Origin of the sequence: Streptomyces sp. ISL-94, assembly GCF_018614075.1 — a bacterium.
Lineage (GTDB): Bacteria > Actinomycetota > Actinomycetes > Streptomycetales > Streptomycetaceae > Streptomyces.
This window is the reverse complement of sequence record NZ_JAGGOZ010000092.1, coordinates 1-26,538: the sequence shown is the minus strand read 5'-3', so window position 1 is coordinate 26,538 and position 26,538 is coordinate 1. Positions and strand designations below refer to the sequence as shown.

Here is a 26,538-nt window from a genome sequence, read left to right as displayed (position 1 = left end):
TCTGCCGTCGTGCGCGCCCAGTTCCTCCACCAGGTCCATGCCCGAGATGATCTCAGGCGGCGGCGTCGGCGCGCCGGGGGAGTGATGGACGTCCCGCATCAGGCGGGGTCCGGGGTCGCTCCTTCGACGATCTCCAGGTAGTGCGGATTGTGCATGATCCCCAGCACGTTGCCGAAGGGGTCGGTCACCGACGCGGTCACGAATCCCGCGTCGCCCCAGGAGGTCACCGGCTGGTACTCCTTGGCCCCCAGGTCCAGCAGCCGCTGCCGGGCGGCCGCCACGTCGTCCACGTGCCAGTACGCCACGGCCCCCGCGGCGGCTCCGGTGGCGGCCCCCGGCGGGGCGTAGGCGGCGTCGATGATGCCGAGCTCGTGCTGGTAGTCGCCGATGCGGAACTCGATGTATCCCGGGCGCTCGAAGTACGGCGCGAAGCCGAACAGCCCGGTATACCAGCGCTTGGCGGCTGCCAGGTCGTCCGCCCAGAAGCTGATCGTGGCGAGGCCTCGCAGCATCGTCTCTCTCCTTGTCAGGTGCATGCGTTCAGGACGACCGTACGTCGGCCCGTGCGGGCCCGCCGCCCGAACGCACCGACTCCGCCCAGCGCACCGCGGGCCCCATGCCGTACGAGGCGGCCGGCAGCACCGCACCGAGCAACAGCCAGCCCGGGTCCCCCACACCAGCAGCAGCGAGGTCGGCACCAGCGGGCCGGCGGTCCTGGCCACCGGGACCCCCGTGCCGAAGAACCCCTGGTACTGGCCGATCCGGTCGGCCGGGGCCGGCGAGAAGCCGATCTGCCAGGACCCGGCGGACTGCCGCATCTCGGCGTCCACCTGGAGCGCCGCGCCCGCCACCAGCAGCGCTGCGGCCACCCAGCCCGCTTCGGGCAGCGCGGAGAGCGCGAAGACGGCGCACGACGCGGCCATCACCAGACCCGACACCCGCAGCGCGCGGCGCGCACTGTCCAGGTCGGCCACCGGCCGGGCCGTGCGCACCTGGAACAGCATCACGGCGACGGTGTTCAGCACGAACAGCGCCGACACCAGCCAGCCGGGAGCCTGCGTGCGCTCCACGATCCAGAGCGGGATGGCCAGACTGAGCAGCGGCATCCGCAGCGGCAGGACCGCGTTCAGCAGGGTGACCAGCGCGTAGGGCCGGTCCCGGAGCACCGCCGGCCGCGGCTCCCCGGCCGCCCGGCCCGCGACGGGCGCCACCACCGGCAGCCGCAGCAGCACGGCGGCGCATACCAGGAAGCTCACCGCGTCCAGCACGCAGACAGCCAGGTAGGCCCGCTGGGTGTCGGCAGCCAGGGCGAGCCCGCCGAGGGCGGCGCCGAGCGCCGGCCCGCCGTTGAGCATGGACTGCAGACGGGCCGGCACGCCGGTCCGCTGCTCCGGCGGGACCAGCCCCGCGAGCAGCGCCTGCCGGGAGGCCGCCAGTGGGCCACTCGGCGGCCCGGAGAGCGGTCAGAGCCCGGCCAGGAACTCCAGCAGCACCCGGTTGAAGGCCTCGGGCTGCTCCACGCCCGGCAGGTGGCCGGCCCGCTCGATGACGGCGAGCACGGAGTGAGGCATGAGGGCGTGCAGGGCCTCGGCCTCGGCGACGGGGGTGTAGACGTCGTCCGCGCCGACCACCACCAGGCAGGGCTCGGCGGCCCCGTCGAGCACCGGCCGGTAGTCGGGGCGCTCGGCCCGGCCGCGCAGCGCGGCGGCCGCCCCCTCGGGATCGGTCGCGCACATCATGGCGCTCACGCGCGCGGCCGCCTCCGGCATGCCGGCGACGTTGTAGGGCGCCAGCATCTTGTCGATGACCTCTTCGGCATAGGGCCGCATGCCCTCGGAGAGCAGCCGTTCCGCGAGCTCCCGGCGGAACTTCTGCCCCTCCTCGGTCTCCGGGACCGGGGAGGTGTCGGAGAGGACGAGGGCCCGTACCACACCCGGGTGGCGCAGCCGCATCTCCATCGCGATCTGCCCGCCCATGGACACGCCGCCGACGACCACGCGTTCGAGGCCCAGGCGGGCGAGGAGAGCGGCGATGTCATCGGCGAGATCGGCGAGCAGGGCCTTGCCCGGAACCACCGGGCTTTCCCCGTATCCGCGCAGGTCAGGAGTGATCACACGGTAACCGGCGGACGTCAGCGCGGCCGTCTGGGGGGCCCACATCGTGCGGTTGAACGGATGTCCGTGGATCAGGATTACGGGCGTTCCGCGACGGGGACCCAAGTCGTCGAAAAAGAGGTTCACGCCATTGCCAAATTGGGGGTTCATGAGAGGACTTTAAGGGGCTACATTGAGCCACTCGCGTTCACCTGACAGCCCGTTGCCTTTCACCCGTGTTGTGCACGGGGGGCGACGTCAGAGACGCAGACTGTGCAACCACCCCACCGCCCAGAAGGACCGAAGGCTCCGTGCCCGTACCCGTACACCTCGCGGGCCGCACCGTGCGGCTCGAGCCCCTCGCACCCCACCACACCGAGGCCCTGGCCGTGGCCGGTGCCGAGGATCGTACGACTTACGCCTTCACTCCCGTACCCCACGGCGTGCAGGCGTCCCACGAGTACATCGACCGCGCCCTCGCCGATCAGGCGGCGGGTCGATCGCTCCCGTTCGCGGTGGTCAGAGCCACCGACGGCCGGGTCGTCGGTTCGACCCGGTTCCTCGATCTGGACTACTGGCAGGGGCCGCTGGTGTGGCCCGCCGTGCCGGGCGTCCCGTTCGGTGATCCGGCGACGGCGATCCCCGATGCCGCCGAGATCGGCAATACCTGGCTGTCTCCGGGCGCCCAGGGGACCGGCATCAACACCGAGGCGAAGCTGCTCATGCTCCGCCATGCCTTCGAGACCTGGGGCGTGCGGCGGATCTCGCTGCGCGCGGACGCCCGCAACGGCCGTTCGCGGGCCGCGATGGAGCGCCTGGGCTTCACGTGTGAGGGGGTCCGCCGGGCCCATTCGCGGGGGCTCGACGGTGCGGTCCGCAGTACGGCCTTCTATTCGATCCTCGACGAGGAGTGGCCGGCCGTGCGGTCGGTCATCGAGCTGAGGCTGTCGGCCGGCGCGCAGCGCAAGCGGCGCCGCAAGACCCTCGTCCCCGCCTAGCCCCGGGCTCATCCCGCGCATCCGGCGTAACGGTCCTGCGCCGGTCCTCCCCCGGCCTCCTCGATCCCGCTCAACCGAGGAAGGCCGGGGCGAGGGCCGACGCCATGAGCCGTGCGGGGGCGCCGCTCCCGTCGGCCGGTACGGAGTAGAGGTCGGCGCCGAAGTCCCCCGGCAGGGAGTAGACGACGGTCCGGTCGTCCGTCCACACCACCTGGTCGTCCACGCTGCGCTCCTCGGCGAGCGGGGTCTGCGCGCCGGAGGCCAGGTCCAGCGCGTACAGCCGCCACGGTGCCTCGGCCGGCAGGTCGGGCAGCCGCTTCTTGAACACCACCCGGGTCCCGTCGGGTGACAGGGAGGGGCACTCGACGTTCTCGCGCAGGGTGGTCACGGTCCGCCCCGCCAGGTCCCCGCGGACCAGGTGGGTGCGGCCGCCGGTGGCCAGCGTCGCGTAGAAGGTCCGCTCGTCGGCGGCGAAGGCGACCCCCCAGAAGTTCACGTCGGCGCTGCGGTACGGCGTGCCGTCCTTGAGGATCGTGAAGTCCTCCAGCGAGGCGTCGAGTTTCCCGGTGCGCAGGTCGAGCACCGAGGTCCGCGTGGAGAAGTTGGTACCGGCGTACGAGTCCCCGCCGACGAAGACCGTCCAGGCGGCGAGGTGCCCGCCGGGCGAGACCCGGGCTCGGGTGGGGATGCCGGCCAGCGGGTGGGCGGAGATCTCCTTCAGGCCCGCGTCGAGGACGACGGCCCGGTAGCCGTCCTGGACCCCGCCCTTGTCGGCCTGGAGGCAGATCCCGGTGCCCGCCGCCGAGTGGAAGCGCAGGCAGCTCACCCCGGAAGCGGTACGGGCCCCCTCGGGCTCGGCGGCGGGAACGGTGGCGAGCTCGTCGCGGTGCGGGCCCCACGCCATGTTGCGGAACACGATCCGGCGGCCGCCGTCGCCCGGGGCCAGGGAGACCTCCCCCCGGCTGGTCTGCGGTCCGCCCGCCTGGGCCTGGTTCTTCTCGTCGGCCCGGGAGGAGGCCCGCAGCACGGCGAGCACCCCCGCGGCGGCGAGCAGGAAGACGGCGACGGTGAGGATCAGGATCCGGCGCTGGAGGGTCATGGGGGGCCTCTCGGTCGTGCGGGGAGGGGGATCAGTCGGCGGATCAGTCGGCGGCGGGGCTCAGCCGTACGCACACCGCGGCCGCCGCGGCGAGCAGGACGGCGGCGACGGCGAGCGCGGGGCGCGCGCCCCACACGGTCCAGGCGGCGCCGAAGCCGAGGGAGGCGGCGAAGCGCGCGAGAGCCTGGCCGGTCTGGACGAGGGCGAGGCCGCCGCCGCGGTGCTCCTCGGGCACGGCTCCGGCGGCCGCGGCCATCAGCACCCCGTCGGTGGCGGCGTAGAAACCGCCGTGCAGCAGGAGCACCGCGTAGGGCAGGGCCGGATGGTGGCCGCCGACGAGGAGCAGCCCGTACCCGGCCAGGAGCGCGAGGTGCCCGCCGAGGAAGACGCGGCTGCGGCCGATCCGGTCGGCGAGCCGCCCGAGCGGCAGCGCGAGGAGGAAGAAGGCGGCGGCGGTGCCGAGCGGCAGGAGGGCGAACCAGCGGTCGGCGATCCCGGTGGCGCGCTGGAGCAGCAGGAAGACGAAGCCGTCACTGACGGTGCACAGTCCGAGGAGCAGCGCGCAGAGGCTGATCCGGCGCAGGTCGGGGCGGCGCAGCAGGCCGAGGGCGGCCCGCAGGGAGACGGGCTCGGCGTCCCGCGCCGGCCGGGTGCGGCGGCCCGGGACGAAGAGCACGAGCACCAGGACTCCGAGGGCGGCCACGCAGGCGCTGACGGTGAAGACGGCGTCGTAGCCGTCGGCGGCGCCGCGCAGGATGAGGAAGGCGAGGACCGGCCCGATGAGGGCGCCCGCGGTGTCCATCGCCCGGTGGGCGCCGAAGGCCCGGCCGCGCTCCGCGGGGGCGACGGCCAGGGAGATCAGCGCGTCGCGCGGGGCGGTGCGCAGCCCCTTGCCGGTGCGGTCGAGGGCGAGGACGGCGCCGATGGCGGGGAGGGTGTGGGCGAGCAGCAGCAGCGGCTTGCACAGGGCGGAGAGGGCGTAGCCGAGTCCGGCGAGGGCCTTGTGGCGGCCGAAGCGGTCGCCGAGGTGGCCGCCGGTGAGCCGGACGAGGGCGCCGACCCCGTTGTAGAGGCCGTCGAGCAGGCCGAATCCGAGCGGGGAGAGCCCGAGTCCGGCGACGAGGTAGAGCGGGAGCACGGCCGTGACCATCTCGGAGGAGACGTCGGTGACGAGGCTGACCGTGCCGAGGGCGAGCACCGTGGGCGCGAGCGCGGCGCGCCGCCCCGGGCTGGTGCCCGGGGCGACGGCCGGCGGCTCGGGTGTCACGGCGGGCGCGGGGGTTCCGCGACTGTCCGCAACGTACATGGTCAGGAAGCCCAGATCCCCGTGATGTCCTTGGCGGTGGCCGCGTTCCCGGCGTGGGTGGTCAGGCCCGCCAGGCCCTCCAGGGTGCGCAGCAGGTCGTAGTGGTTGTAGGTGGTGCCCGATGTGGATCCCGGGGTCACGGGCCGGCCGTAGAGGACGGTCGGGATCTTGTTGCCGGAGAGCCGGTTGTCCTCGTCGAAGGTGACGACGAGGAGGCTGTTGTGGCTCTGGGCCCAGTCCGCGTAGGCCTTGAGCTTGTTCTTGAGCCAGGTGTCCCCGGTGCCGACGGAGCAGTCGTGCATGTCGTTGCAGAGGTTCGGGACGACGAAGGACACCTTGGGGAGGGTCGTGAAGTCCGTCGGGAACTGGGTCAGGGTCTTCGCGGTGCTGGTGGGCACGTTGGAGAAGGCGAACCAGGGGTTGTGCTTGCGGGCGTAGTTGCCGCTGCTGCACGTGGTGGAGCCCTGGCTGGACAGGGTCTCGTTGTAGCTGGCCCAGCTCTTGCCGGCGGCTATCAGCTCGGAGGCCAGGTTGGGTGCGGAGCTGAAGCCGGGGGTGTAGCAGCTGTCGCTGGTGATGCCCTGGTGGGAGCCCGAGAAGAGCTGGAGGTAGTTGGGCTGGCTGGGGTGCGTGATCCCGTACGACTGGGTGAGGTTGGCTCCCCCGGCCTTCAGGGAGTTGATGTAGGGGGCGCTGGAGCTGCCGATGACCTGGCTGTAGGCGTGGTTCTCGAAGACCACGACGACGACGTGGTCGGGGGCGGGCAGGGTGGCCGCGTGCGCGGGCTGGGCGGCACCGATGCCCGCCCACAGGGCCGTGCCGGCGGCGGTGAGGCCGAAGGCGGCGGCGAGGGCGGTCCTACGACGGGACTTTGGCAGGCGCATGCCAAACACGGGTACCTCCGGGCGCGGAGTGGGGGTTCTGGGGGCGGCGCGGACGCACGATACCCAGCGGCATGTGCAGGGGCCAGGGATAGTCGGCGAACAGAAGGGGAACTCCCCGGGCCTTGCCGGCGTCGGGCAACGGCTTCCTCCAGATCACCCCAAGAGAAGGAAAAATATGGAACCCTGGCAGACTTTCGTTCATCCTTCGAACGAAGGATCATGCCGCCAGACCACCCGCCCCCCTGGGGCAGCAGCAGCCGGAGAGCCACCGCACATGTCGTACGCACCCGACGGGCAGCAATACCAGCCGTACCGGCCGGAAGGGCAGCAGCCGCAGCAGCCCTACGGCGACCAGTACGGCCGGCCGTCGTACGGACAGCAGCAGCAGCCGTACGAGTCCCAGGGCGGGTACCAGCCGCCCTACGGACAGCAGCAGCCCCCGTACGGCCGGCAGGAGGATCCCTACGGCCAGGATCCGTACGGCCAGGATCCGGAGCCGGAGCCCCGGCGGAAGTCCCGGGTCAAGCGCTGGGTGATAGCCGGCGTCTCCGTGCTCGCGCTCGGCGGCATCGCGGCCGGAGTGCTGAACTACTACGAGATACCCCCCTTCACCGACAAGGGCGCGGCGGTGTCCTTCGGGAAGCCGCCGGCCGGTGGTGAGAAGAAGGGCGACACCCCCCAGCAGCCCGCGAGCTCCAAGATGCTGATGCCGACCGGCCCGGCCGCGGACTTCAAGAATTCGATGACCCTGCCCGACGGGACGCACGTCGCCGTCACCACGCTGGACGGCAAGAAGTCCGGCTTCAAGGGCAAGGTGTGGGTCTGGGCGCCCAAGGAGTACAACGACCCGAAGTTCGCCAAGAGCGGCTTCCCGGTCATGATCGCCCTGCCGGGTGGCGCGGGCTACCCGAGCAACTACTGGATGGGCACCGACCTCGGCCTCCAGACCAGCATCGCCAAGTGGTACACGGAGGGGAAGAGCAAGCCCTTCATCCTGGCCATGCCGGTGCTCAATCCGGCGCCGGACGACAAGGGCATCTACTGGGACGGCTCCGACATCCCCGACCAGCCCAAGATGGGCACGTGGCTGACCGAGGACGTCCCGGACCTGGTGAAGGCGAACTTCCGCACCGTCAAGTCCCGTGACGGCTGGGCCTTCATGGGCTCCTCCACCGGCGGGTTCGCGGGCCTCAAGGCCGTCCTGAAGCACCCGGACAAGTTCAAGGCCGTGATCGCCTCCGGCCCGGACATCGTCCCGGACTCCTCCCTGTGGAAGGGCCACGACAAGGAGAAGGCCGAGAACAACCCGGAGATCCTCGCCAAGCAGCTCATCGACCGCAAGGGTCCGGACGTGTACCTCGCCTTCCAGGTCGGCGACAGCGAGAACAACAAGAAGACCCTGCCGGACGTGCAGAAGTTCATCGCCACCTTCGGCAACAAGGGGCCGGTCCACACCGACTTGAGGATCATCAAGGGCGGCCAGCACAACGCCAAGACCTACGTCCCGAACATGGGCGAGGGGCCGATCCAGTTCATCAGCAAGGTCATGGAAGGACCCGTCGAGTAAGCTCCGGCGCCTCCCCCGCCTGCACCGCCTGCACCGCCTCCCGCGCCTCCTGTTTGCGCTCCGGCCCGCCGAACACCTTCGGCGGGCCGCTGCCGTTCCAGGGCGCCCAGCCCGGATCCCCCGTCGCGGCGAAGCGGACCCAGGCCCCGTGCATCTCCTCGGCCAGCGGCTGCGGGGTGTCCGGCCCGGCCAGCCAGGACGTCTCCGGCACCCCGAGCGTGTCGAATACGAAGCCCAGCTCCAGGGCGTGGCAGGCGCCGAGCCCCGGTACGCCTGAGGACCAGGCGAACTCGTACAGGAAGCTCGGCGCCGCACGCCCCGGCCCGGCGAGCCTGCGCAGCGGGTCCCGCAGCAGCCGGTCGGTGAGCAGCTGCCCGGCGAGGTCCGCCGGGCCGGCTCCGGGCAGGGCCGCGCTCAGCTCCCGCACGGCCGCCCGGTCCTTGCCGCTGCGGAACAGGGCCAGCGCCACGGCGAGCGGGCCCAGCCGGTCCAGCAGCCGCATCCCGCCGGTGGGGGCGAGCCAGAGCCGGTACTCCTCGCTGGTCCACCCCAGCAGCAGGGGCACATCGACGGCGGCGGCGACCGGGTCGGCCGGGACCGTGGCGGGATCGGCGACCAGCCCGAAGGCGGGGCCGCCGAGCAGCGGGTTCGACCTGCGCAGCACGGCGGCCTGGGCGGCCAGCAGGTCGGGCAGGGGAACGGCGGCGAAGGCCCCTGCGGTCGCGGGCACTTTCAGCAGGGAGGCCATCCGCCGGACCATGGTGCGCACCCGGTCGCGCGGCAGCACCTCGGGGGCTCCGCTCTGGAGGACCGCCCGGGCGAAGAGCCCGGCGGCCTTCGGGGCGGCGAGGAGCGCGCCGATGCTGATGGCTCCGGCGGACTCCCCGAAGACGGTGACGCGGGCGGGGTCGCCGCCGAAGGCCTCGATGTTGTCCCGGACCCACTCCAGGGCGGCGATCTGGTCCAGCAGGCCCCGGTTGGCCGGGGCGTCGGGGAAGAGCCCGTAACCGAGGACTCCGAGGCGGTAGTTGAAGGAAACGAACACGACCCCGTCGCGGGCGAAGGCGGAGCCCTCGTAGACGGGGACGGCCGCGGAGCCGCGGGTGAGCGCGCCGCCGTGGATCCACACCATGACGGGCAGCCCGGCGCCGGGCGTCGGATCGGGGGTCCAGACGTTGGCGTTGAGGCAGTCGTCGCCGGGAATCTCGGGGTCGGGCAGCAGGCCGGCGAAGGGGTCGGGGTAGGGAACCTTGGGCGCGGTGGGGCCGTATGCGCCGGCGTCGCGTACACCGTCCCAGGCGGCCGGGGGCGAGGGCGGCGCGAAGCGGAGGGGGCCGACGGGCGGGGCCGCGTACGGGATGCCCCGGAAGACGGCGGTCCCGTGGGTCCCGGTCCGGCCCTCGACCACGCCGTGGGCGGTCCTGGCCCGGGGACGGGGCCGGCCGCTGCCGTCGCCCGTACCGCCGGCTTCGCGGTCGCCCTCGCCGCTGCCGCCCGCTGCGCTCATCCGTCCTCCTGAATCCGGTGGTGGGCGCACGGTCGCACAGCCTTCCGAGGGGTGACAAGGCGTGACTGCGCGACCGGGCTGAGGCCGGGTGCGATCACCCGAGTGGAGCTGGTTTTCACTTCCGTCGGTTTTTGACGTCACCGGGTAGGACCAGCGGCCGTGACCCTTGGGCCGCCGCCGCGTTGTATGCCATGTCAAATGCTGCAGATTCTGTGGCCCCCATATCTCACAAGGAGATCTTGATGTCGCGTCTCGCGAAGGCATTCGCCATCACCGCTGTCACCGGTACCGCCGTGGCCGCCGGTGCAGGTCTGGCCGTCGCCGATGCCGGAGCGTACGGTGCGGCCGTCGGCTCCCCCGGTGTCCTGTCCGGCAACCTGGTCCAGGTTCCGGTCCACGTCCCGGTCAACGTCTGCGGCAACACCGTCAACATCCTCCTCGGGGTGCTGAACCCGGCGTTCGGCAACACCTGCATCAACGCCTCGGGCCAGGACGGCCACCACACCAAGGGTGACGACCACCACACCGAGGACGAGGGCTACGGCAACTGATCGCCTGAGTGAAGGAAGGGGCCCCCGCCGTGCGGCGGGGGCCCTTCCCGTATGCCGTTCGCGTAGGCCCTGCGCGCGCCCTTCGGAGCGCGCAGGGCGGCGGGCCTCATTCGTAGCGGTAGATGCCCTGGTGGCCGAACATCTCGCGCGGGGTGACGTTCCACGGGGGCATCGGCTCGTCGAGGGAGATGACGCGGCCGCGCTGGGCGTCGCCGGGCGCCGGCGGGGCGGCGGGCAGGTAGCCGGACCCGGGGTGCTTCTGCTGCCAGCGGTCCCAGACCAGGTCCACGAAGGCGTGATGCAGCCAGAACGCCGGGTCGTTGGGCGCCGTGCCGCCCGTCATGTGGCCGCCGATCCACTGGTGGACCTTGTTGTGGTTGCGCCAGCGCTCGGCCTTGGGGGCCGCCCAGCCCTCCAGCTTGTTGCGGAAGCCGGCGGCGGTGGAGTCCCAGGGCGAGACGTCGTAGACCGGATCGTCGATGGCCCACTGGAGTTGGGCCCGGGTGGGCAGGGCGATCGGGTTCTGCGGGCGGCCGAGGTTGCGGGTGAGGTAGGCGGCCTCCCTGACGCCTACGGTGACCGTCCAGTTGCCCTTGTCGTAGGCGAACGGGCCGGTCATCACCCGGCGGTCGCCGGACCGGCCGGTGCCGCCGAGGAAGTCCTCGGCCCACAGGGAGGAGACCGGGCTGGAGTCGGTGGTCCAGTCCCAGTACGGGACGGACACGCTCGGGTCGACCTCCCGCAGCTCCCTCTCGAACGCCAGCAGGTAGCACCGGTGCCACGGGAAGAAGGACGGTGACATGTGGCCGACCCGCAGCCGGCTGTCCCGGTCGGGCACGAAGTACTTGTCGTGGGTGCGCACGAGGGCGTCGTAGGTGCCGTTCCGCTTGAGCTCCAGCACGGCCGCCGTGAACCGCTTCTTCTGTGCGCTGGTCAGGTCCCTCTGGTTCTGCCGGGTGTACAAAGCAAGGCTCCTCTCGTCAGCCGTGGTGTGCGGCGGAGGCCAACGCCAGCTGTCCCGTCCCCAGTTCGTCGACGGCCGCACGGGCGAGTTCCAGCGGCGTCCCGAAGGACTCGAAGTGGTTGATCCCGCTGAGATAGCTGCCGTCGGCCCGGCGCATGACGTGCAGCGGGCGGCCGTCGATGCGGACCCCGGCGGAGTCGACGGCGATGTGCCGACCGCGGTACGTCTCCTCTTCGGCGAGCGGGGCCGGGGTGAGGGTCTGCCGGGGGCGCCGGGCGCGCAGTACGGGCGCCAGGGCCGCGGCCGTACCGGCGAGCACGGCGGCGGTGAAGGCCGTACGGAGAAACCCGCGGCGGGTCGGAAGTGCGGCGGCGGATGCGGCGGACATACGGTCTCCCTCGCTCGGTGGCCGGTGACTACCGTCTAACGCGGCGCGGCGGGCGAGGTCACTCTTGTGGGTGTTTGTAGAAGAGGGTGGTGGGACGCAGGCGGCCGGCCGGGTCGGTGGCGTAGTCGGGGATGGTGCCCGCCTCGGTCCAGCCCGCGGAGCGGTAGACGTGTTCGGCGCCGCTGCCGGTCTCGGTGTCGAGGAAGAGCAGCACGACCCCGGCGCGGGCGGCGGCCCTCTCGGCCTCGGCGAGCAGGGCGCGGGCGGTGCCGCGGCCGCGGGCCGCCGGGTGGACCATGAGCTTGCGCAGCTCGGCGCGGTGGCGGCCGTTGGGCTTGGACTCCCGGTACCAGCTGACGGTTCCGTCGATCCGGCCGTCGTCGCCCCGGGAGGCCCAGAGCGCGAGGGAGCCCTCCTCCACGGCGGGCAGCAGGGAGTCCCACCAGGCTGCGGCCTCTTCGTGGCCGAGGCCGGCGAGGAAGCCGAGCGAGGAGCCGCCGCCGACCACGTCGCGCAGCAGGGCGGCCAGTTCGTCGCGGTGGGCACGGAGTGCGGTGGCGGAGAGCGGGGTGATCGTTGCCGTCATGCGGCGAGGATAGGGATCCGCCGGCGGGGCGCCGGAGGCGGGTCGGGTGGTACCGGAAGGGAAGAACCCGCCCGCCCCGCCCGAGCCCCCCGGACAACCCCCCGGACGCCCGGACACCCCTCGGGGGGCCGGCGGATCAGGGCCGGAGAGCCCGGGCCGGGCGGGCCGGGCAGGCAGAGAGCTCGGACCGGGCGGGCCGGGCAGGCAGAGAGCTCGGACCGGGCGGGCCGGGCAGGCAGAGAGCTCGGACCGGGCGGGCCGGGCAGGCAGAGAGCTCGGGCCCGGGCGCCGGAGAGCTCGGGCCCGGGCGGGCCGGGACGTGATCCGCCGGAGCCCCTAAGGTGCCGGGAGTTCCGCGAAGTCGGCGACCAGGCCGCGGTGATGGCCCGTTGTGCCGAGGGCCAGGGAGTCGGCCTTGGCCCGCTTGAGGTAGAGGTGGGCCGGGTGCTCCCAGGTCATGCCGATGCCGCCGTGCAGTTGGACGCACTCCTCGGCGGCGCGGACGGCCACGCCCGAGCAGTAGGCCTGGGCGACGGCGACCGTGAGGGGCGCGTCGGGGGCGGAGGTGGCGAGGGCGTCGGCCGCCGCCCTCGCCGCCGCACGGGCGGAGGCCACGTCGAGCCAGAGCCGCGCGAGGCGGTGCTTGAGGGCCTGGAAGGAGCCGACGGGCCGGTTGAACTGGTGGCGGCCCCGGACGTATCCGACGGTCTCCGTCAGGCACCACTCGGCGATCCCGAGCTGCTCGGAGGCGAGCAGCCCGGCCCCGGAGAGCAGGGCTCCGGCGACGGCCGCCCGGGCCGTGGCGGGGTCGGCGATCAGGGTGCCGGCGGCGGCGTCGAGGGTGACGGTGGCCAGGGGGCGGGTCAGGTCCAGCGGGACCAGCGCGGTCAGTTCGGCCGAGGCGGCCGGGACGGCGTACAGCCCGGTGTCGGCGAGGACCAGCAGGACGTCGGCGGCCACGGCGTCCGCGACGGCGGTGACCCTGCCGGTCAGGACGCCTCCGCCGGAGTCCCGGACGGCGGCGGGCAGGCGCGCGCCGGGGGCGAGGGTCAGCGGCACGGCCGGTACGCACACCCGGCGCCCCGAGGCCAGCTCCCGCAGCAGCGGGGCGACCTCCGCGCTGTCCCCGGTGTCGCAGCCGAGCAGGATCTCCGTCGCGAGCACCGCGCTCGTCAGGTACGGGACGGGCGCCACGGCCCGGCCCAGCTCCTCCAGGACCACGGCCGCCTCGCGGTGGCTCGCGCCCTGGCCGCCCAGCTTCTCCGGTACGAGCAGTCCGGCGGCGCCGATCCCGACGGCGAGGGTCTGCCATACGGCCGGGTCGTGCGGACGGCCGGTCTCGGCTCGGGCGAGGACGCCCGCGCTGTCGCAGCGGTCGGCGAGGAGGGACCGTACGGCGGAGCGGAGCTCCTCCTCCGTCTCGGAGTACAGCAGATCGGTCGGTGCCGTCATCGGGCCAGGTCCTTCCAGGGGAGGTCCTTGTCGTCGCGCGGCTCGGGGGGCAGGCCCAGCACGCGTTCGGCGACGATGTTGAGGAGGATTTCGCTGGTGCCGCCCTCGATACTGTTGCCCTTGGCGCGCAGGTAGCGGTAGCCGGCATCGCGGCCGGTGAAGTCGACCAGTTCGGGTCGCCGCAGGGTCCAGTCCTCGTACAGGAGGCCTTCCTCGCCGAGGAGCTCCACCTCCAGGCCGCTGATCTCCTGGTTGAGGCGGGCGAAGGTGAGCTTCATGCCCGATCCCTCGGGGCCGGGCTGCCCGGCGACCAGCTGCTGGCGCAGCCGTTCCCCCGTGAGGCGGGCGACCTCGGCCTCGACCCACAGTTCCAGCAGCCGCTGGTGGAGGGCGTGGGTGCGCAGTTCCGGGCGCTCGCGCCAGGCGGCGGCGACCGGGGCGATCATGCCGCCCTCGCGGGGGATGCGCATGCCGCCGATGGAGACGCGCTCGTTCATCAGGGTGGTGCGGGCGACGGCCCAGCCCTCGCCGACGGCGCCGAGGCGGTGGGTGTCGGGGACGCGGACGCCGGTGAGGAACACCTCGTTGAACTCGGCCTCGCCGGTGATCTGGCGCAGCGGCCGGACCTCGACGCCGGGGGCGTGCATGTCGCAGAGGAAGTAGGTGATGCCCTGGTGCTTGGGCAGCGCCGGGTCGGTGCGGGCGATCATGATGGCCCAGCGGGCGGTGTGGGCGCTGGAGGTCCACACCTTCTGGCCGTCGACCACCCACTCGCGGGTGTCCTCGTCGAGGACGGCGCGGGTGCCGAGCGCGGCGAGGTCGGAGCCGGCGCCGGGCTCGCTGAAGAGCTGGCACCAGACCTCCTCGCCGACCCACAGGGGGTGCAGGAAGCGCCGCTTCTGCTCCTCGGTGCCGTACGCGAGGATCGTGGGCGCGGCCATCCCGAGGCCGATGCCGATCCGGCGCGGGTCGTTGTCGGGGGCTCCGGCGGCCTCCAGTTCGGCGTCGACGACGGCCTGGAGGGCACGGGGGGCGGCGAGGCCGCCGAGGCCCTCGGGGTAGTGGACCCAGGCGAGGCCGGCGTCGAAGCGGGCCCGCAGGAAGTCGGTGCGCGAGGTGGCCGCGGGCGGGTGGGCGGCGAGCAGCTGCCGGGTACGGGTGACCAGGTCCTCGGCGGTGAGCGTCATCGCGAGGCACCTCCGTCCAGGGCCGGTACGACGACCAGCCGGCCGGTGGTGGTTCCGTCGGCGAGGCGCTGCACGGCGTCGGCGGCCGCGGCGAGCGGGACGCGTTCGCTGACCAGCGGCTTGACGGCGCCCTCGGCGGCGAGCCGGGTGAGCTCGGCGTGGCAGGCGAGGATGGCGGCGGGTTCCCTGGCGGCGTACAGGCCCCAGTGCAGGCCGAGGACGGAGTAGTTCTTCACCAGCGCGTGGTTGAGCGCGGGGGTGGGGATGGTGCCGCTGGCGAAGCCGACGACGACGATCCGGCCCTCGAAGGCCACGCATTTGGCGGAGGCGGTGTAGGAGTCCCCGCCGACCGGGTCGTAGACCACGTCGGCGCCGTGCCCGGCGGTGAACTCCTTGACGCGGGAGGCGATGTCCTCGGCCGTGCGGTCGATGACCAGGTCGCAGCCGAGCTCCTCGGCGGTGCGCGCCTTGGCCTTGCCTCCGACGACGCCGATGACGGTGGCGCCGGCGGCCTTGCCGAGCTGGACGGCGGCGCTTCCGACCCCGCCGGCGGCGGCGTGCACGAGGAGGGTCTCGCCGGCCTGGATGCGGGCGCGGCGGTGCAGGCCGAACCAGCCGGTCTGGTAGCCGATGTGCAGGGCGGCCGCCTCGGCGTCGTCGAGGCTGTCCGGGGCGGGCAGCAGGGCGCGGGCCGGCGCGGTGGCGTACTCGGCGAAGCCGCCGTTCGGCAGGCTCGGGGTGGCGATGACGCGGCGGCCGTCCTCGGTCTCGGCGCAGATCTCGACGCCGGGGGTGAAGGGGAGCGGCGGGCGGATCTGGTACTGGCCGCGGACGAGCAGCGCGTCGGGGAAGTTGACGTTGGCGGCGAGCACCCTGAGCCTCACCTCGCCCTCGCCGGGGACCGGTTCGGGAACCTCTTCGAGGCGCATGGCCTCACGGGGTTCGCCGGGGGTATGTACTCGCCATGCCTGCATCCGGGGCCTCCAGCCGCCGTCGGGGAACCGCGCTCCGCGGGCATACTAAGCGGTCGCTTGCCCTCCTGTGAACCACCGGGACGCGCGGGAAAGGAGGCGGCCCTTCCGGGGCCTCGGGTTGAGCAGCGCGGCGACATCGTCGACACGGTCACCGGCTCGCACTACGACGCCGACAACGACATCGAGGTCACCAAGACCTTCTACTGGTCCGGCAAGGGGGCCCCGAAGGCGCTCCCCTTCCCCGCGGCCGCCCCGGGCGAGGTGCCGCTCACCCGCGCCTTCGCCGCCACCGACGACGACCGGGTCGGCGGCACCGTCGTCGACCGGCAGACCCGGACGGGCAACGCCGTGCTCTGGACCTGCGCGAGCAAGCAGGCCTACACCCCGCAGGGTTGATTCCGTCCGGGGCATGGCGATCTCGGCGTCCGCGCGCTATCGATGCCCCATGAAGCACGAGATCCCGCGCGGCCTGCCCGCGCCGCCGCCGCTCGGCGCCGCCGCCCTGCCCCCCGGTACGTACGCCGGGCAGGTGGTCCTCGTGACCGGCGGCGGCACCGGGCTGGGCAAGGCCATCGCCGCCGAGTTCGCACGGCTCGGGGCCGATCTGGTGATCGCGAGCCGGCGCGCCGAGCAGCTCCATGCGGCGCGCGAGGAGCTGGCGGCCGTCCCCGGCGCCGGCCGGGTGACGGCCGCCGTCTGCGACATCCGGGACCCCGAGCGGGTCGCGGACGTCTTCGACGCGGCGCAGGCGGCGCTCGGCCTGCCGGATGTGCTGGTCAACAACGCGGCCGCCAACTTCCCCTCCCCCGCCGAGGACCTCTCCCCCAACGCCTGGCGGGCGGTGGTCGACATCACCCTGACCGGCACCTGGTTCATGACCCGCGAGTTCGGCCGCCGCCACCTCGCCGCGGGCACGCCGGGCTCGATCGTGAACATCGGTGCCTCGTACGCCTGGACCGGCGGACCGGGCTTCGCCCACAGCGCGGCGGCCAAGGCCGGGGTGAAGAACCTGGTGGAGACGCTCGCCGTCGAGTGGGGCCCGTACGGCATCCAGATCAACGGCCTGGTCCCGGGGCTGTTCCCGCACGCCGACATGACCGAGGACATCCGCACCGGCCTGGACCGCGCCGCACCGGAAGCCCGGAACGCGCGCCAGCCCGCCCTGCGCGTGGGCGCCCCGCGCGAACTGGGCTGGGCCGCCACCTTCCTGGCCTCCCCCTACGCCCGCTTCGTCACCGGCCACACCCTGGTGGTGGACGGCGCGAACTGGCAGCGCCGCACCCTGGTCAACCCCGAGGTCGTGCCGGTACGGGAGCAGCTGGGCCGCGGACCGTTCGGCGCGTGACCTGCCGAGGCCGTCGGCCTCCGGTTCGTGCGCTCATCCGCGCGCGCGGAGGTACGCCTCCAGCTCGGCGGCCCCGGTCAGCATCGCCCGCGCGCGGGCGGACAGCCGCCCGTGCCAGTCGCCCAGTGCGGCCTCGAGCGGTTCGAGCCCGCCGGCCGCCCGCACCTGGGTGATCAGCGGGGCGATCTGCTCCAGCAGGTAGCCGCCCCGCCTGAGTTGGTGGGCCAGCCGGACATCCCGTACGTCGGCCTCGTCGTAGACGCGGTACCCGGTCAGCGGGTCGCGGCGCGGGCGGACCAGCCCTGCGCGCTCCCATTTCCGCAGCGTCGCGGGCCGGATTCCGAGCTCCCCGGCCAGCGGCCCGATGAACGTGCCGCCGGGCCCGGACACCGACGCGCCGGGTCCGGACGCCGCAGCGGGTTCGGACGCCGCAGTGCGCGCCAGGTCGCGCAGGGCGTCCTCCACGGCCCGGAGCGTCCGCCGGTCGTCGAGCAGCCGGGCGTGGCTCTCGTCGATGAGGCGGAACGCCTCGTCGACCGCGCCCTGGTTCACGGCCCGCATGATCGACGTCGCGCTCTGGTGGCTGTGGCCGGGGACCAAGGCGAGGAACGCGCCCAGGGCCCGCGCGTGCAGCGGGGTGTAGGTGCGGTAACCGGAGGGTGTGCGAGTGGCGGCCGGGAGGATGCCGGCCTCCTCGTAGTTCCTGATGGCCTGGGTGGACAGACCGTGCCCACGCGCCAGGTCGATCGGCCTCAGCTGCCCGTCGCTTTGAAGGTTTCGTCGCACAGCCCCGAGGCTACCGCGAAAAAATTTCCACCGAAGGTTCAACGATACCGTTGAGGGCATGGCTACTGACATCAAGGACATCACCCATGCCGTCGAGCCCGCCGCCGTCATGAAGCTGCTGGGGTCCCGGCCTCGGCTGCTCGCCCTGGGCGAGCCCACCCACGGTGAGGACACTCTGCTCGACCTGCGCAACGAGCTCTTCCGGCAGCTCGTCGAGCAGGAGGGCTACGGGACGATCGCGATCGAGAGCGACTGCCTGATGGGCCTGGTCGTGGACGCGTACGTCACCTCGGGCACGGGCACCCTCGACGAGGTCATGGAGCGCGGGATCAGCCATGGGTGGGGCGCGTCCGCGGCCAACCGCGAACTCGTGCGCTGGATGCGCGCCTACAACGACGGCCGGCCCGCGGCCGAGCGGCTCCGCTTCGCCGGTTTCGACGGCCCGCTGGAGATCACCGGCGCCGCGAGCCCCCGTCAGGCCCTCACCGCACTCCACGGCTGTCTCTCGGCCCGGGTGGACGCGGGTCTGCTCCCCTGCACCGCGGAAACGCTCGACCGCCTGCTCGGTGCCGACGACCGGTGGACCAATCCCGCCGCGATGAGGGACCCGGCCCAGTCCGTGGGGCGGTCGGCCGAGGCCGGGGAGCTGCGGCTGCTCGCCGACGATCTGGGGGCGCTGCTCGACGAGCAGACGCCGCACCTGATCGCGGCGACATCGCGGGACGACTGGGAGCGGGCGCGCCTGTACGGGCGCACCGCGACCGGCCTGCTGCGCTACCACTCCTGGATGGCCGACACCTCACCGGCCCGCATGACCCGGCTGGTGGGCGTGCGGGACCAGATGATGGCCGACAACCTCCTCGCCGCCGCCGCTCGGGGCCCGGTGCTCGTCCACGCCCACAACTCCCATCTCCAGCGGGAGAAGAGCACAATGCGGATGGGCGGGATGCCGCTGGAGTGGTGGAGCGCCGGTGCGCTGGTGAGCGCCCGGCTCGGCGCGGAGTACGCCTTCCTGGCCACGGCCCTCGGCACGATCCGGCACCAGGGAGTGGACACGCCGCCGCCGGAAACCCTCGAAGGCCTCCTGTACGCGCTTGGGGAGAACCGCTGCGTCGTCGACGCCCGCCGGCTGGCCACCGCCCTCGGCGATACGGGGCCCGCGCCGCGCGTATCCCCCTGGTTCGGCTACGCCCCGCTTGACCCGGCCCACTTGGCGGACAGCGACGGCATCGTGTTCGTCAAGGACGTCCCGCAGAGCCAGGAGGTGATCAGCCTCCCGTGAAGCGGGGCGGGCGGCGGGCCGCCTTGGCGGTGTAGCCCTCGCGGCAGTCCTCCGAGGTGAGGGTGAGGGCCGCGGTCATCGCGGCGCGGTCGAGGGCCGCGGGGAGGGCGGCGTCCGCGTAGGCGTCGACCGAGCGTTTGATGCCCTGGACGGCGAGGGGGGCGTTGGCGGCGATGTCCGCCGCCAGGGTTCTGGCGGCGGGCTCCAGTTCCGGGCCGGGCAGGACCAGTTGGACCAGGTTCAGGCGCCGTGCGGTCGCCGCGTCGAGGCGGCGTCCCGTCAGGGCCAGGTACTTGGCCCAGCCGGCGCCCGCCTCGCGGGCGATGCGCAGGTCGCCGCCCGCGTCCACGGCCACGCCCAGCTGTGCCTCCGGCAGGGCGAAGACGGCGTCCTCGGCGGCCACCCGGATGTCGGCCATCAGCGCCAGTTCGAAGCCGAAGCCGAGGCAGTAGCCCTGGACGGCGGCCACCACCGGTTGCGGGAGGCGGGCGAGGACCGCGAACCGCTCGTGGACCCAGCGGATGCCCTCGTAGTAGTTGCGGGTGCGTTCGGCGGCGGATGCGCCGGTGATCGCGCCGCCGGGGGCCGTGACGTCGATGCCCGCGCAGAAGGCCCGGCCTTCGGCGCGCAGCAGCACGGCCCGTACCGAGGGGTCGAAGCGGATCCGGTCCGCCAGCAGGCCCAGCTGGCGGGTGGACTCCCAGCTCCAGCCGTTGAGTGTGTCCGGGCGGCACAGGGTGAGCACCGCGATGCCGTCCGCGACCTCCAGCCGGATCCGCTCCTCGCCCGCGGCGATCTCCGTGGTGATGGTGTCGATCACCCTGTACCGCACCCCCCCCCGCCGGTAACTGACGTACCGTCAGCTTAGGGGTGGCGGGTCAGCGGGGGAAGACCTCGAACGCGACCGCCGGGGCGCCGCCGAACCGGGCCGCCGCCCGCTGGACGTTGGCATCGAGGAAGGTGCGTACGTACTCCTCGGGGTCCTGGTCCGTCAGCACCTCGATGTAGGCCTTGTGCTCCAGCAGGGACTTCACCGAGCGCTCGAAGCCCGGACCGGCGTCGGCCGCGTGGGTGGGCGTGCTGGTGCCGGCCACCGCGACCCAGCGCACGCCGTCCCACGGTTCGAGGCCCTGCTCGGAGATGAGTTCGGGGAAGATCCACCGGTTGCCGGCGTCGGCCGCCGCGTCCAGGGTGGCCCGGCCGACGGCCTTGTGGTCGGGGGTGTTCCAGTAGCCGCCGCCCTCCTGCCCGCCCCACGTGTCACGGTGGTTGAGGGTGATGACGAGCTCGGGGCGATACCGGCGGATGGCCGCCGCGATGTCCCGGCGCAGGTCGAGGCCGTACTCGACGATGCCGTCGCGGTGGTCGAGGAACTCCACCTGGGACACGCCGACCACGGCCGCGCTCGCCCGCTGCTCCGCCTCGCGCAGCGGGGCGCAGTCGGCGGGGGCGATGGTGTCGATGCCCGCCTCGCCGCGCGTGGTGAGGAGGTAGACGACCTCGCGGCCGCCGTCCGTCCAGTCCGCGATCGCGGCCGCGCAGCCGTACTCAAGGTCGTCCGGGTGGGCGACCACGGCGAGGGCGCGCTGCCAGTCGGTGGGCATGGGCTGCAAAGAGACAGTCTGTTCAGGTTGTTCAGTCATATGGCGCACCATAGGCGACCGGACGGACAAGGGCCGGTGGCGGCGCAGTTGACCCGCGCCGCCGCGAAGCACCGCCGCGGAGCGGTGCCGCCTCAGGCCTCGTCGCGTACGAGGGCCAGGAGGCGGTCCAGGACGCGCGGGCCGCCCGCGCGGACGCCGTCGTGCTCGAACTCGTCCGTCACCCAGGTCCGCAGGCCCCGAACGGCGCGGGCGGTGTGCAGGGAGTGGGCGGTGTCGACGTACATGTCGTCGTGGTAGACGGCGGCGGCCACCGGCACCTCGTTCGCGGCGAGCCGCTCCGGGTCGTAGAGCGGCCCCCAGCCCGTGCGGGCGGCCAGCAGTTCGGCGGTCTCGCGCAGCGGGGCGAGGGAGGGGTCGGCGGTGAAGTGCCAGGGGTGGATGGTCTCGCCGGTGAAGAGGAGCGGCTCGTCGCCCGCGAGGGTCTTGGCGGCGTCGAAGCGGGGGTGGCCGGCGCGCACCCGCTCGGCGGCCCAGGCGGTGGGCACGGCCGGGTCCTGGGCGTAGATCGCCTCGTGGACCAGCGCGTAGAGGGGGTGCCCGGCGAAGGAGAGCAGCGCGCGGGCACCCTCCAGGAAGGCGTCGGAGAGGGCGGGGCCGGCGGGCGTCGGGACGAAGGCGTCCTCCAGCAGGTAGTGCAGCTGGTGGCTGCCGTCGCCGGAGCCGAGGAGGAGGCCGAGGGACTGGAAGGCCTCGACGGTGAGGCGGTAGCCGCCGGGGAGTTCGGCCGGGCGCTCGGCGAGGTGGGACGCGATGCGGCGGGCGCGCTCGACGTCCATCGGGTAGCGGGCGTAGTGGGCCAGGTTCTTGCGCTCGACGCGGGGGTACGCGGCCTCGTACACCTCCTCGGCGGTGGCGGCCAGCGACGGGAGGCCGCCGGTGATCAGGGCCGCGGCGAGGCCCTCGGGAGCGGTGGAGAGGTAGTGGGTGGCGCAGAAGCCGCCGAAGCTCTGGCCGAGCACGGTCCAGGGGGCGCCGCCGGTCAGGCCCGGGCGGATCGCTTCGGCGTCGCGCACGATGGAGTCGGAGCGGAAGTGGGCTAGGTACTCGGCCTGTTGCGCGGGCGTGCCGCGCAGGGGCAGGGTCTGCCGGTTCACCGGGGTGGAGCGGCCGGTTCCGCGCTGGTCGAGCAGGAGTACGCGGTAGTCGGCCAGCGCCCGCTCCAGCCAGGCCTGCCGGCCGATGAACCGCCGGGCCCCGAAGCCGGGGCCGCCCTCCAGGTACAGCAGCCAGGGCAGCGTCGCCGGGTCCTTGCCGGAGGCGACGACCTCCCGGGCGTACAGCTCGATCCGTTCGCCGTCGGGCCGCGTGTGGTCCAGCGGGACGGTGAACCGGTGGTCGGTGAGGACCGTACCGGGCTGGCGGTAGCTGTGGGCGATGGTCACGGACGGCCCCTGGGGTACGAGGTGCGGTGACCCGTGCCCCGGCCGGATCGCGGCCGGGGCACGGGTATGGCGGTCCGTCGGAGTCTAGTACGGACCCCAGCGCTGACCTGGGGCTTACGGAAACTCGACCACGGAGCGGAGGACTTCGCCGCGGTCCATGCGGGCGAAGGCGGCTTCGACGCCGTCGAGGGGGATGGTCTCGGAGACGAAGGCGTCCAGGTCGAGCCGGCCCTGGAGGTAGAGGTCGACAAGGACCGGGAAGTCGCGCTCGGGCAGGCAGTCCCCGTACCAGGAGGACTTCAGGGCCCCGCCGCGGCCGAAGACGTCGAGGAGCGGGAGTTCGAGCTGCATGTCCGGGGTCGGCACGCCGACCAGGACCACGGTCCCCGCCAGGTCGCGGGCGTAGAAGGCCTGTCGGTAGGTCTCGGGCCGGCCCACGGCGTCGATGACGACGTCGGCGCCGTTCCCGCCGGTCAGGCCCTGAATGGCCTGGACCACGTCCTCCTTGCGGCCGTTGACGGTGTGGGTGGCGCCCAGGCCCCGCGCCCACTCCAGCTTCCGGTCGTCGAGGTCGACGGCGATGATGCGCGAGGCGCCGGCCAGCCGGGCGCCGGCCACGGCGGCATTGCCCACTCCCCCGCAGCCGATGACGGCGACGGAGTCGCCCCGGCCGACGTTGCCCGTGTTCAGGGCAGCGCCGAGGCCGGCCATCACCCCGCAGCCGAGGAGTCCGGCGGCGGCCGGGGAGGCGGCCGGGTCCACCTTGGTGCACTGGCCGGCCGCGACCAGGGTCTTCTCGGCGAAGGCGCCGATGCCGAGCGCCGGGGAGAGCGGGGTGCCGTCCTCCAGGGTCATGGGCTGGGTGGCGTTGTGCGTGGCGAAGCAGTACCAGGGGCGGCCGCGGCGGCAGGCCCGGCACGTCCCGCACACCGCACGCCAGTTGAGGATGACGAAGTCGCCGGGTGCCACGGAGGTGACGTCCGGGCCGACGGATTCGACGATCCCGGCGGCCTCGTGGCCGAGCAGGAAGGGGAACGCGTCGTTGATGCCGCCCTCGCGGTAGTGCAGGTCGGTGTGGCAGACCCCGCAGGCCTGGACCCGGACGAGCGCCTCGCCCGGTCCCGGGTCGGGCACGAGGATCGTCGTGGTCTCCACCGGCGCGCCCTTGCTCCGGGCGATGACCCCTCGTACGCGATGCGTCACGTTCGTTCTACCCCGCTCTCGTTGAGTTCCGTCCGAACGTACACGGGCTCCGCGCGGTACGGGAGTTGCCTCACTCCGCGGCGTGCGATCTGGCCAAGTCGGCCGGTACGCAGGCGCGCAGGGCCGCGCCGAAGGCGGCCACGGCCGGGTGGCGGGCGGCTCCGCTGCGGAAGGCGAGCAGCGTACGGCGCTGCATGCGCAGGCGGGTGAGGCGGACGGCCGGTTCGGCGGGGGCGGTGATGCCGAGCTGGGGGACGACGGCCACGCCCTGGCCGGCGGCGACCAGGGCGAGGACGGTGGAGAACTCGTCGACCTGGTGGCGGACCCGGGGCGTGAAACCGGCGGCCTGGCAGGCCCGTACGGTCATGGCGTGGCAGAGGGTGCCGGGGGTGGCGGTGATCCAGGGGTCGTCGGCGTGCGTACGGAGGACCGCGCCCTGGTCGGGGGCCGCGGCCTCGCCGGGGCCCGGACCTGGCCTTGGCCCCGGCCCCTGGTCCGGCCCCGGCCCCGGCCCGGGATCGGCGGTCGGCTGCGGGGCCTGTTCCGCGGGCTCGGCGAGGTACATCGCCTCCCCGTACAGCGGCTCGGTGGCGAGCCCGGGCTCCCGGGCGGCGGGCACCAGGTCGTACACGTGGACCAGCGCCACGTCCAGGTCCCCGGCCCGCAAGGCGTGCGCGACCGCCGCCGGGTCGGTCTCGCAGACCATCGGCTCCAGCCCCGGGTGGCGCCGGGCGAGGGCGACCAGCGCCGCCGGGACGATGGCCCGGGTGGCGGTGGGGAAGGCCCCGATCCGCAGGGCGCCGGCCAGGCCGCCGCGCGCCTCGGCGAGGTCGGCGTCGGCCTGTTCCAGCCGTTCGAGGACGGCCTCGGCGTGGCGGACCAGGTTCTGCCCGGCGGGGGTGAGCCGGACCCGGCGGCCGGTCCGCTCCAGCAGCGGCAGCCCGGCTTCCCTTTCGAGGACGCCGAGTTGCTGGGACACCGCCGAAGGGCTGAATGCGAGGGCTTCGGCCACGGCGGCGATGGTTCCGCGGCGGGCCAGTTCGCGCAGCAGGCGCAGGCGTCGTACGTCGAGCATCGGCTCAGCTTACGAGTCGGGTAAGAAAAGCGCACTGGATTTGGGGCTCGGGGCGGGTGAGGCTCGGAGACATGACACAGGACACCGCACGCAACCTCACCGCCACCGACCTCATCGCACCGCACGCCATCGCACCGCACGCCATCGCCTCGGACGCCGTCCCCGCGGCGCCCCTCACCGCGGACCTCCCGCTCCACGGGGTCCACGTGCCGCTGGTCACTCCCTTCACCCGCGCCGGGGACGTCGCCGCCGAGGCCCTGGAGGCGCTCGCCCACGAGGTGCTCGACGCGGGCGCCACCGGGATCGTCGCCCTCGGCACCACCGCCGAGACGGCCACCCTGGAAGAGGCGGAGCGGGACCTCGTCACCGACGTCTGCGCCCGGGTCTGCGGGGAGCGGGGCGCTCTGCTGACCGTGGGGGCGGGGGCGAGCGGGACCCGGGCCGCGGAGGCCTCGCTGGCCCGGCTGGCCCGGTGGCCGCAGGTGCGGGCGGCGCTGGTGACGGTGCCCGCGTTCGTACGGCCTTCGGCGGCAGGGGTGTTGGCGCACTTCGCGCGGCTGGCCGAGGTGAGCCCCGTACCGCTGGTCGTCTATCACATCCCGTACCGGACCGGGCAGCCGTTGGACGCCGCCGCGCTGCGGGGGCTCGGGTCGCTCGCGGGGGTCGCCGCGGTGAAGTACGCGGGCGGCGGCATCGGCCAGGACACGGTGGAGCTGCTCGGCGACCTGCCGGAGGGGTTCGCTGTGCTGGCCGGCGACGACGCGTACCTCTCGCCGCTGCTGGCACTGGGCGCGGCGGGCGGGATCCTGGCCTCGGCGCATCTGGCGACGGCCCGCTTCGTGGAACTGGCGGCCGCCTGGCGGGCGGGCGACGTGGCGCGGGCGCGCCCGCTGGGGCACGCGCTGGCCCGGATCTCGGCGGCGGCCTTCGCCGAGCCCAATCCGGCGGTGGTCAAGGGCGTGCTGCACGCCCAGGGACGGATCCCGGATCCGGGCGTACGGCTCCCCCTGCTGCCGGCGTCCCGGGCGGCGGTGGCGGCCACGCTGGAGCGGCTCGCGGAGCTCTGAGGCGGTGACGGCGGGGGCGGCAGGGGCGGTAGGGGCGGCAGACGGGACATCAAGGACTCGGGAATGCCGGAAAGAGTCCTTGATGGGCGATTCGCAACCAACGCGCATATCGCCCGAATGAGGCATAGGGAGAGAGGACTTGTCCGTCTGCCCGACCGTACCGCGACCGGCTCTTCAAACCGTGATGTGAGTCACTCGGGGGGTATCAACATCATTTCCCCGCAGGGGGCGGATTCCCTTTTCCCGGAAAGAAAGTTGACCCTTGCGCAAAGGTATCGCCAAGGTCAATTTCCGGGCGGATAGCAGGAAGTCGATCTACCGGTGCAATTCGGGCCTTGTTCCGGCCCCGCGGGCTCGCCTACGGTCACCCTCACTCCCGGTGGCAACTGCCGAATCCGGCCACCTCCGGGACTCTCCCGTACCCCCCACGTGAGGAATTCCGCCATGCCCGCAAAGGGTAAGCACCGTCGGCCGAAGCACCACCCGATCGCCCGCAAGCTGGCTCTCGCCGGCACGGGTGGCGCGGCCCTCACTCTTCCGCTGATCAGCGCGGCCACCGCCGGGGCGGTGGAGAAGACCACCGCTCCCGCGGCTCACACCGCCACCCCCGCGGCCCGCACCGCCGCTCCCACGACCTATTCCGTGGTCGCCGGCGACACCCTTTCGGAGATCGCCGCGGAACATTCCGTGAGCGGCGGCTGGAAGCAGCTCTACGCGGCGAACCGGAGCGTCATCGGCGAGAATCCGGCGATCATCCGGCCCGGCATCACACTGAAGCTGGGCACCCAGGCGGAGGCCCCCCGCGCGAGCAGGTCCGCCGCCCGGCCCGCCACCCTCTACCCGAACAATCTCGACGGGTGGATCCGTGAGTCCCTCGACGTGATGGCCAAGCACGGAATTCCGGGCAGCTACAACGGAATTCACCGCAATGTGATGCGGGAGTCCTCGGGCAATCCCCTCGCCATCAACAACTGGGACATCAACGCCCAGAACGGCATCCCCTCCAAGGGTCTGCTCCAGGTCATCGACCCGACGTTCCGCGCCTATCACGTGCCCGGCACCTCGATGAACTCGTACGACCCGGTCGCCAACATCACCGCCGCCTGCAACTACGCGGCCGCCCGCTACGGCTCCATCGACAACGTCAACGGGCCCTACTAACGGCGTGGTGCACGACT

At 73.4% G+C, this 26,538-nt stretch carries 26 protein-coding genes; 8 read left to right on the top strand and 18 right to left on the bottom strand.

The genetic code is table 11. The features are described from left to right. Window positions 1–98: 98 nt before the first annotated feature. Together J7E94_RS35790 and J7E94_RS26585 are read right to left on the bottom strand one after the other, a co-directional pair. On the bottom strand, window positions 99–1,403 hold the full coding sequence (locus J7E94_RS35790) for an MFS transporter (RefSeq protein ID WP_308345468.1): 1,305 nt from the start codon (window positions 1,401–1,403) through the stop codon (window positions 99–101). 60 nt (window positions 1,404–1,463) lie between these two features. Continuing rightward, window positions 1,464–2,264, bottom strand: coding sequence for an alpha/beta fold hydrolase (locus J7E94_RS26585; RefSeq protein WP_215019341.1), 801 nt, complete (start codon window positions 2,262–2,264; stop codon window positions 1,464–1,466). A 140-nt stretch (window positions 2,265–2,404) separates the two neighbouring features. Here J7E94_RS26585 and J7E94_RS26580 point away from each other — a divergent pair, with 140 nt between their 5' ends. Next, window positions 2,405–3,091: a GNAT family N-acetyltransferase gene (locus J7E94_RS26580; RefSeq protein WP_215019340.1), complete on the top strand. Its 687-nt coding sequence runs from the start codon at window positions 2,405–2,407 to the stop codon at window positions 3,089–3,091. A gap of 70 nt (window positions 3,092–3,161) precedes the next feature. On the opposite strand, the gene J7E94_RS26575 is transcribed toward J7E94_RS26580, so the two are convergent. From J7E94_RS26575 to J7E94_RS26565, 3 genes are read right to left on the bottom strand one after another with little or no spacing between them, the layout of a single operon-like run. Beyond that, window positions 3,162–4,190 carry a hypothetical protein gene (locus J7E94_RS26575; RefSeq protein WP_215019339.1) on the bottom strand — a complete coding sequence of 343 codons (1,029 nt, stop codon included), beginning with the start codon at window positions 4,188–4,190 and terminating at the stop codon, window positions 3,162–3,164. Between the two features lie 43 nt (window positions 4,191–4,233). Further along, on the bottom strand, window positions 4,234–5,496 hold the full coding sequence (locus J7E94_RS26570; protein WP_215019338.1) for an MFS transporter: 1,263 nt from the start codon (window positions 5,494–5,496) through the stop codon (window positions 4,234–4,236). A 2-nt stretch (window positions 5,497–5,498) separates the two neighbouring features. Further along, window positions 5,499–6,380, bottom strand: coding sequence for an alkaline phosphatase family protein (locus J7E94_RS26565; RefSeq protein WP_215019337.1), 882 nt, complete (start codon window positions 6,378–6,380; stop codon window positions 5,499–5,501). Between the two features lie 274 nt (window positions 6,381–6,654). Between J7E94_RS26565 and J7E94_RS26560 the strand changes: the two genes are divergently transcribed. Beyond that, window positions 6,655–7,947, top strand: coding sequence for an esterase family protein (locus J7E94_RS26560; RefSeq protein WP_215019336.1), 1,293 nt, complete (start codon window positions 6,655–6,657; stop codon window positions 7,945–7,947). On the opposite strand, the gene J7E94_RS26555 is transcribed toward J7E94_RS26560, so the two are convergent. Further along, window positions 7,925–9,454: a carboxylesterase/lipase family protein gene (locus J7E94_RS26555; RefSeq protein ID WP_215019335.1), complete on the bottom strand. Its 1,530-nt coding sequence runs from the start codon at window positions 9,452–9,454 to the stop codon at window positions 7,925–7,927. The two genes, J7E94_RS26560 and J7E94_RS26555, sit on opposite strands and share 23 nt — an antisense overlap. A 242-nt stretch (window positions 9,455–9,696) precedes the next feature. Between J7E94_RS26555 and J7E94_RS26550 the strand changes: the two genes are divergently transcribed. Beyond that, window positions 9,697–10,005 carry a chaplin gene (locus J7E94_RS26550; RefSeq protein ID WP_215019334.1) on the top strand — a complete coding sequence of 103 codons (309 nt, stop codon included), beginning with the start codon at window positions 9,697–9,699 and terminating at the stop codon, window positions 10,003–10,005. Between the two features lie 106 nt (window positions 10,006–10,111). Here J7E94_RS26550 and J7E94_RS26545 read toward each other — a convergent pair whose 3' ends face one another. From J7E94_RS26545 to J7E94_RS26520, 6 genes are all read right to left on the bottom strand, one after another. Then, a complete protein-coding gene (locus tag J7E94_RS26545) occupies window positions 10,112–10,969 on the bottom strand; it encodes a tyrosinase family protein (protein WP_215019333.1) in 858 nt (285 codons plus the stop codon). Window positions 10,970–10,985: 16 nt separating this feature from the next. Next, window positions 10,986–11,357 carry a tyrosinase cofactor gene (locus J7E94_RS26540; protein WP_215019332.1) on the bottom strand — a complete coding sequence of 124 codons (372 nt, stop codon included), beginning with the start codon at window positions 11,355–11,357 and terminating at the stop codon, window positions 10,986–10,988. A 58-nt stretch (window positions 11,358–11,415) separates the two neighbouring features. Further along, window positions 11,416–11,943, bottom strand: a complete 528-nt coding sequence (locus J7E94_RS26535; protein ID WP_215019331.1) for a GNAT family N-acetyltransferase — start codon at window positions 11,941–11,943, stop codon at window positions 11,416–11,418. 336 nt (window positions 11,944–12,279) lie between these two features. Next, complete coding sequence (locus J7E94_RS26530; RefSeq protein WP_215019330.1) at window positions 12,280–13,395, bottom strand: acyl-CoA dehydrogenase family protein; 1,116 nt, start codon at window positions 13,393–13,395, stop codon at window positions 12,280–12,282. Next, window positions 13,392–14,582 carry an acyl-CoA dehydrogenase family protein gene (locus tag J7E94_RS26525; RefSeq protein WP_215019329.1) on the bottom strand — a complete coding sequence of 397 codons (1,191 nt, stop codon included), beginning with the start codon at window positions 14,580–14,582 and terminating at the stop codon, window positions 13,392–13,394. The genes J7E94_RS26530 and J7E94_RS26525 overlap by 4 nt, the downstream gene beginning before the upstream one ends. Then, window positions 14,579–15,556: an NADPH:quinone oxidoreductase family protein gene (locus J7E94_RS26520; RefSeq protein WP_215019328.1), complete on the bottom strand. Its 978-nt coding sequence runs from the start codon at window positions 15,554–15,556 to the stop codon at window positions 14,579–14,581. Before J7E94_RS26520 ends, J7E94_RS26525 begins: the two co-directional genes overlap by 4 nt. 57 nt (window positions 15,557–15,613) lie before the next feature. On the opposite strand from J7E94_RS26520, the gene J7E94_RS26515 reads away from it, so the two are divergent. After that, on the top strand, window positions 15,614–15,952 hold the full coding sequence (locus J7E94_RS26515) for a hypothetical protein (RefSeq protein ID WP_215019327.1): 339 nt from the start codon (window positions 15,614–15,616) through the stop codon (window positions 15,950–15,952). Between the two features lie 49 nt (window positions 15,953–16,001). Continuing rightward, on the top strand, window positions 16,002–16,901 hold the full coding sequence (locus J7E94_RS26510; RefSeq protein ID WP_215019326.1) for an SDR family oxidoreductase: 900 nt from the start codon (window positions 16,002–16,004) through the stop codon (window positions 16,899–16,901). Between the two features lie 33 nt (window positions 16,902–16,934). Here J7E94_RS26510 and J7E94_RS26505 read toward each other — a convergent pair whose 3' ends face one another. Further along, window positions 16,935–17,687 (bottom strand): TioE family transcriptional regulator, encoded by a 753-nt coding sequence (locus tag J7E94_RS26505; protein WP_215019325.1) that lies wholly within the window; start codon window positions 17,685–17,687, stop codon window positions 16,935–16,937. A 58-nt stretch (window positions 17,688–17,745) separates the two neighbouring features. Here J7E94_RS26505 and J7E94_RS26500 point away from each other — a divergent pair, with 58 nt between their 5' ends. After that, window positions 17,746–18,969, top strand: a complete 1,224-nt coding sequence (locus J7E94_RS26500; RefSeq protein WP_215019324.1) for an erythromycin esterase family protein — start codon at window positions 17,746–17,748, stop codon at window positions 18,967–18,969. Here the strand turns inward: J7E94_RS26500 and J7E94_RS26495 are convergent. The 5 genes from J7E94_RS26495 to J7E94_RS26475 form a co-directional block, all read right to left on the bottom strand. Beyond that, window positions 18,956–19,789, bottom strand: a complete 834-nt coding sequence (locus tag J7E94_RS26495) for an enoyl-CoA hydratase/isomerase family protein (protein WP_215019323.1) — start codon at window positions 19,787–19,789, stop codon at window positions 18,956–18,958. The two genes, J7E94_RS26500 and J7E94_RS26495, sit on opposite strands and share 14 nt — an antisense overlap. A 58-nt stretch (window positions 19,790–19,847) precedes the next feature. Next, window positions 19,848–20,612: a PIG-L deacetylase family protein gene (locus J7E94_RS26490; RefSeq protein WP_215019322.1), complete on the bottom strand. Its 765-nt coding sequence runs from the start codon at window positions 20,610–20,612 to the stop codon at window positions 19,848–19,850. Window positions 20,613–20,704: 92 nt separating this feature from the next. Next, window positions 20,705–22,009, bottom strand: coding sequence for an alpha/beta fold hydrolase (locus J7E94_RS26485; protein WP_215019349.1), 1,305 nt, complete (start codon window positions 22,007–22,009; stop codon window positions 20,705–20,707). Window positions 22,010–22,129: 120 nt separating this feature from the next. Continuing rightward, window positions 22,130–23,218 carry an S-(hydroxymethyl)mycothiol dehydrogenase gene (locus tag J7E94_RS26480; RefSeq protein WP_215019321.1) on the bottom strand — a complete coding sequence of 363 codons (1,089 nt, stop codon included), beginning with the start codon at window positions 23,216–23,218 and terminating at the stop codon, window positions 22,130–22,132. Between the two features lie 70 nt (window positions 23,219–23,288). Beyond that, window positions 23,289–24,293, bottom strand: a complete 1,005-nt coding sequence (locus tag J7E94_RS26475) for a LysR family transcriptional regulator (RefSeq protein ID WP_215019320.1) — start codon at window positions 24,291–24,293, stop codon at window positions 23,289–23,291. Between the two features lie 71 nt (window positions 24,294–24,364). On the opposite strand from J7E94_RS26475, the gene J7E94_RS26470 reads away from it, so the two are divergent. Together J7E94_RS26470 and J7E94_RS26465 are read left to right on the top strand one after the other, a co-directional pair. After that, the gene (locus J7E94_RS26470) at window positions 24,365–25,360 is read left to right on the top strand and encodes a dihydrodipicolinate synthase family protein (RefSeq protein ID WP_215019319.1); all 996 of its coding nucleotides are present in this window, start codon (window positions 24,365–24,367) and stop codon (window positions 25,358–25,360) included. A 444-nt stretch (window positions 25,361–25,804) separates the two neighbouring features. Continuing rightward, window positions 25,805–26,521 carry a LysM peptidoglycan-binding domain-containing protein gene (locus J7E94_RS26465; protein ID WP_215019318.1) on the top strand — a complete coding sequence of 239 codons (717 nt, stop codon included), beginning with the start codon at window positions 25,805–25,807 and terminating at the stop codon, window positions 26,519–26,521. Window positions 26,522–26,538 lie beyond the last annotated feature (17 nt).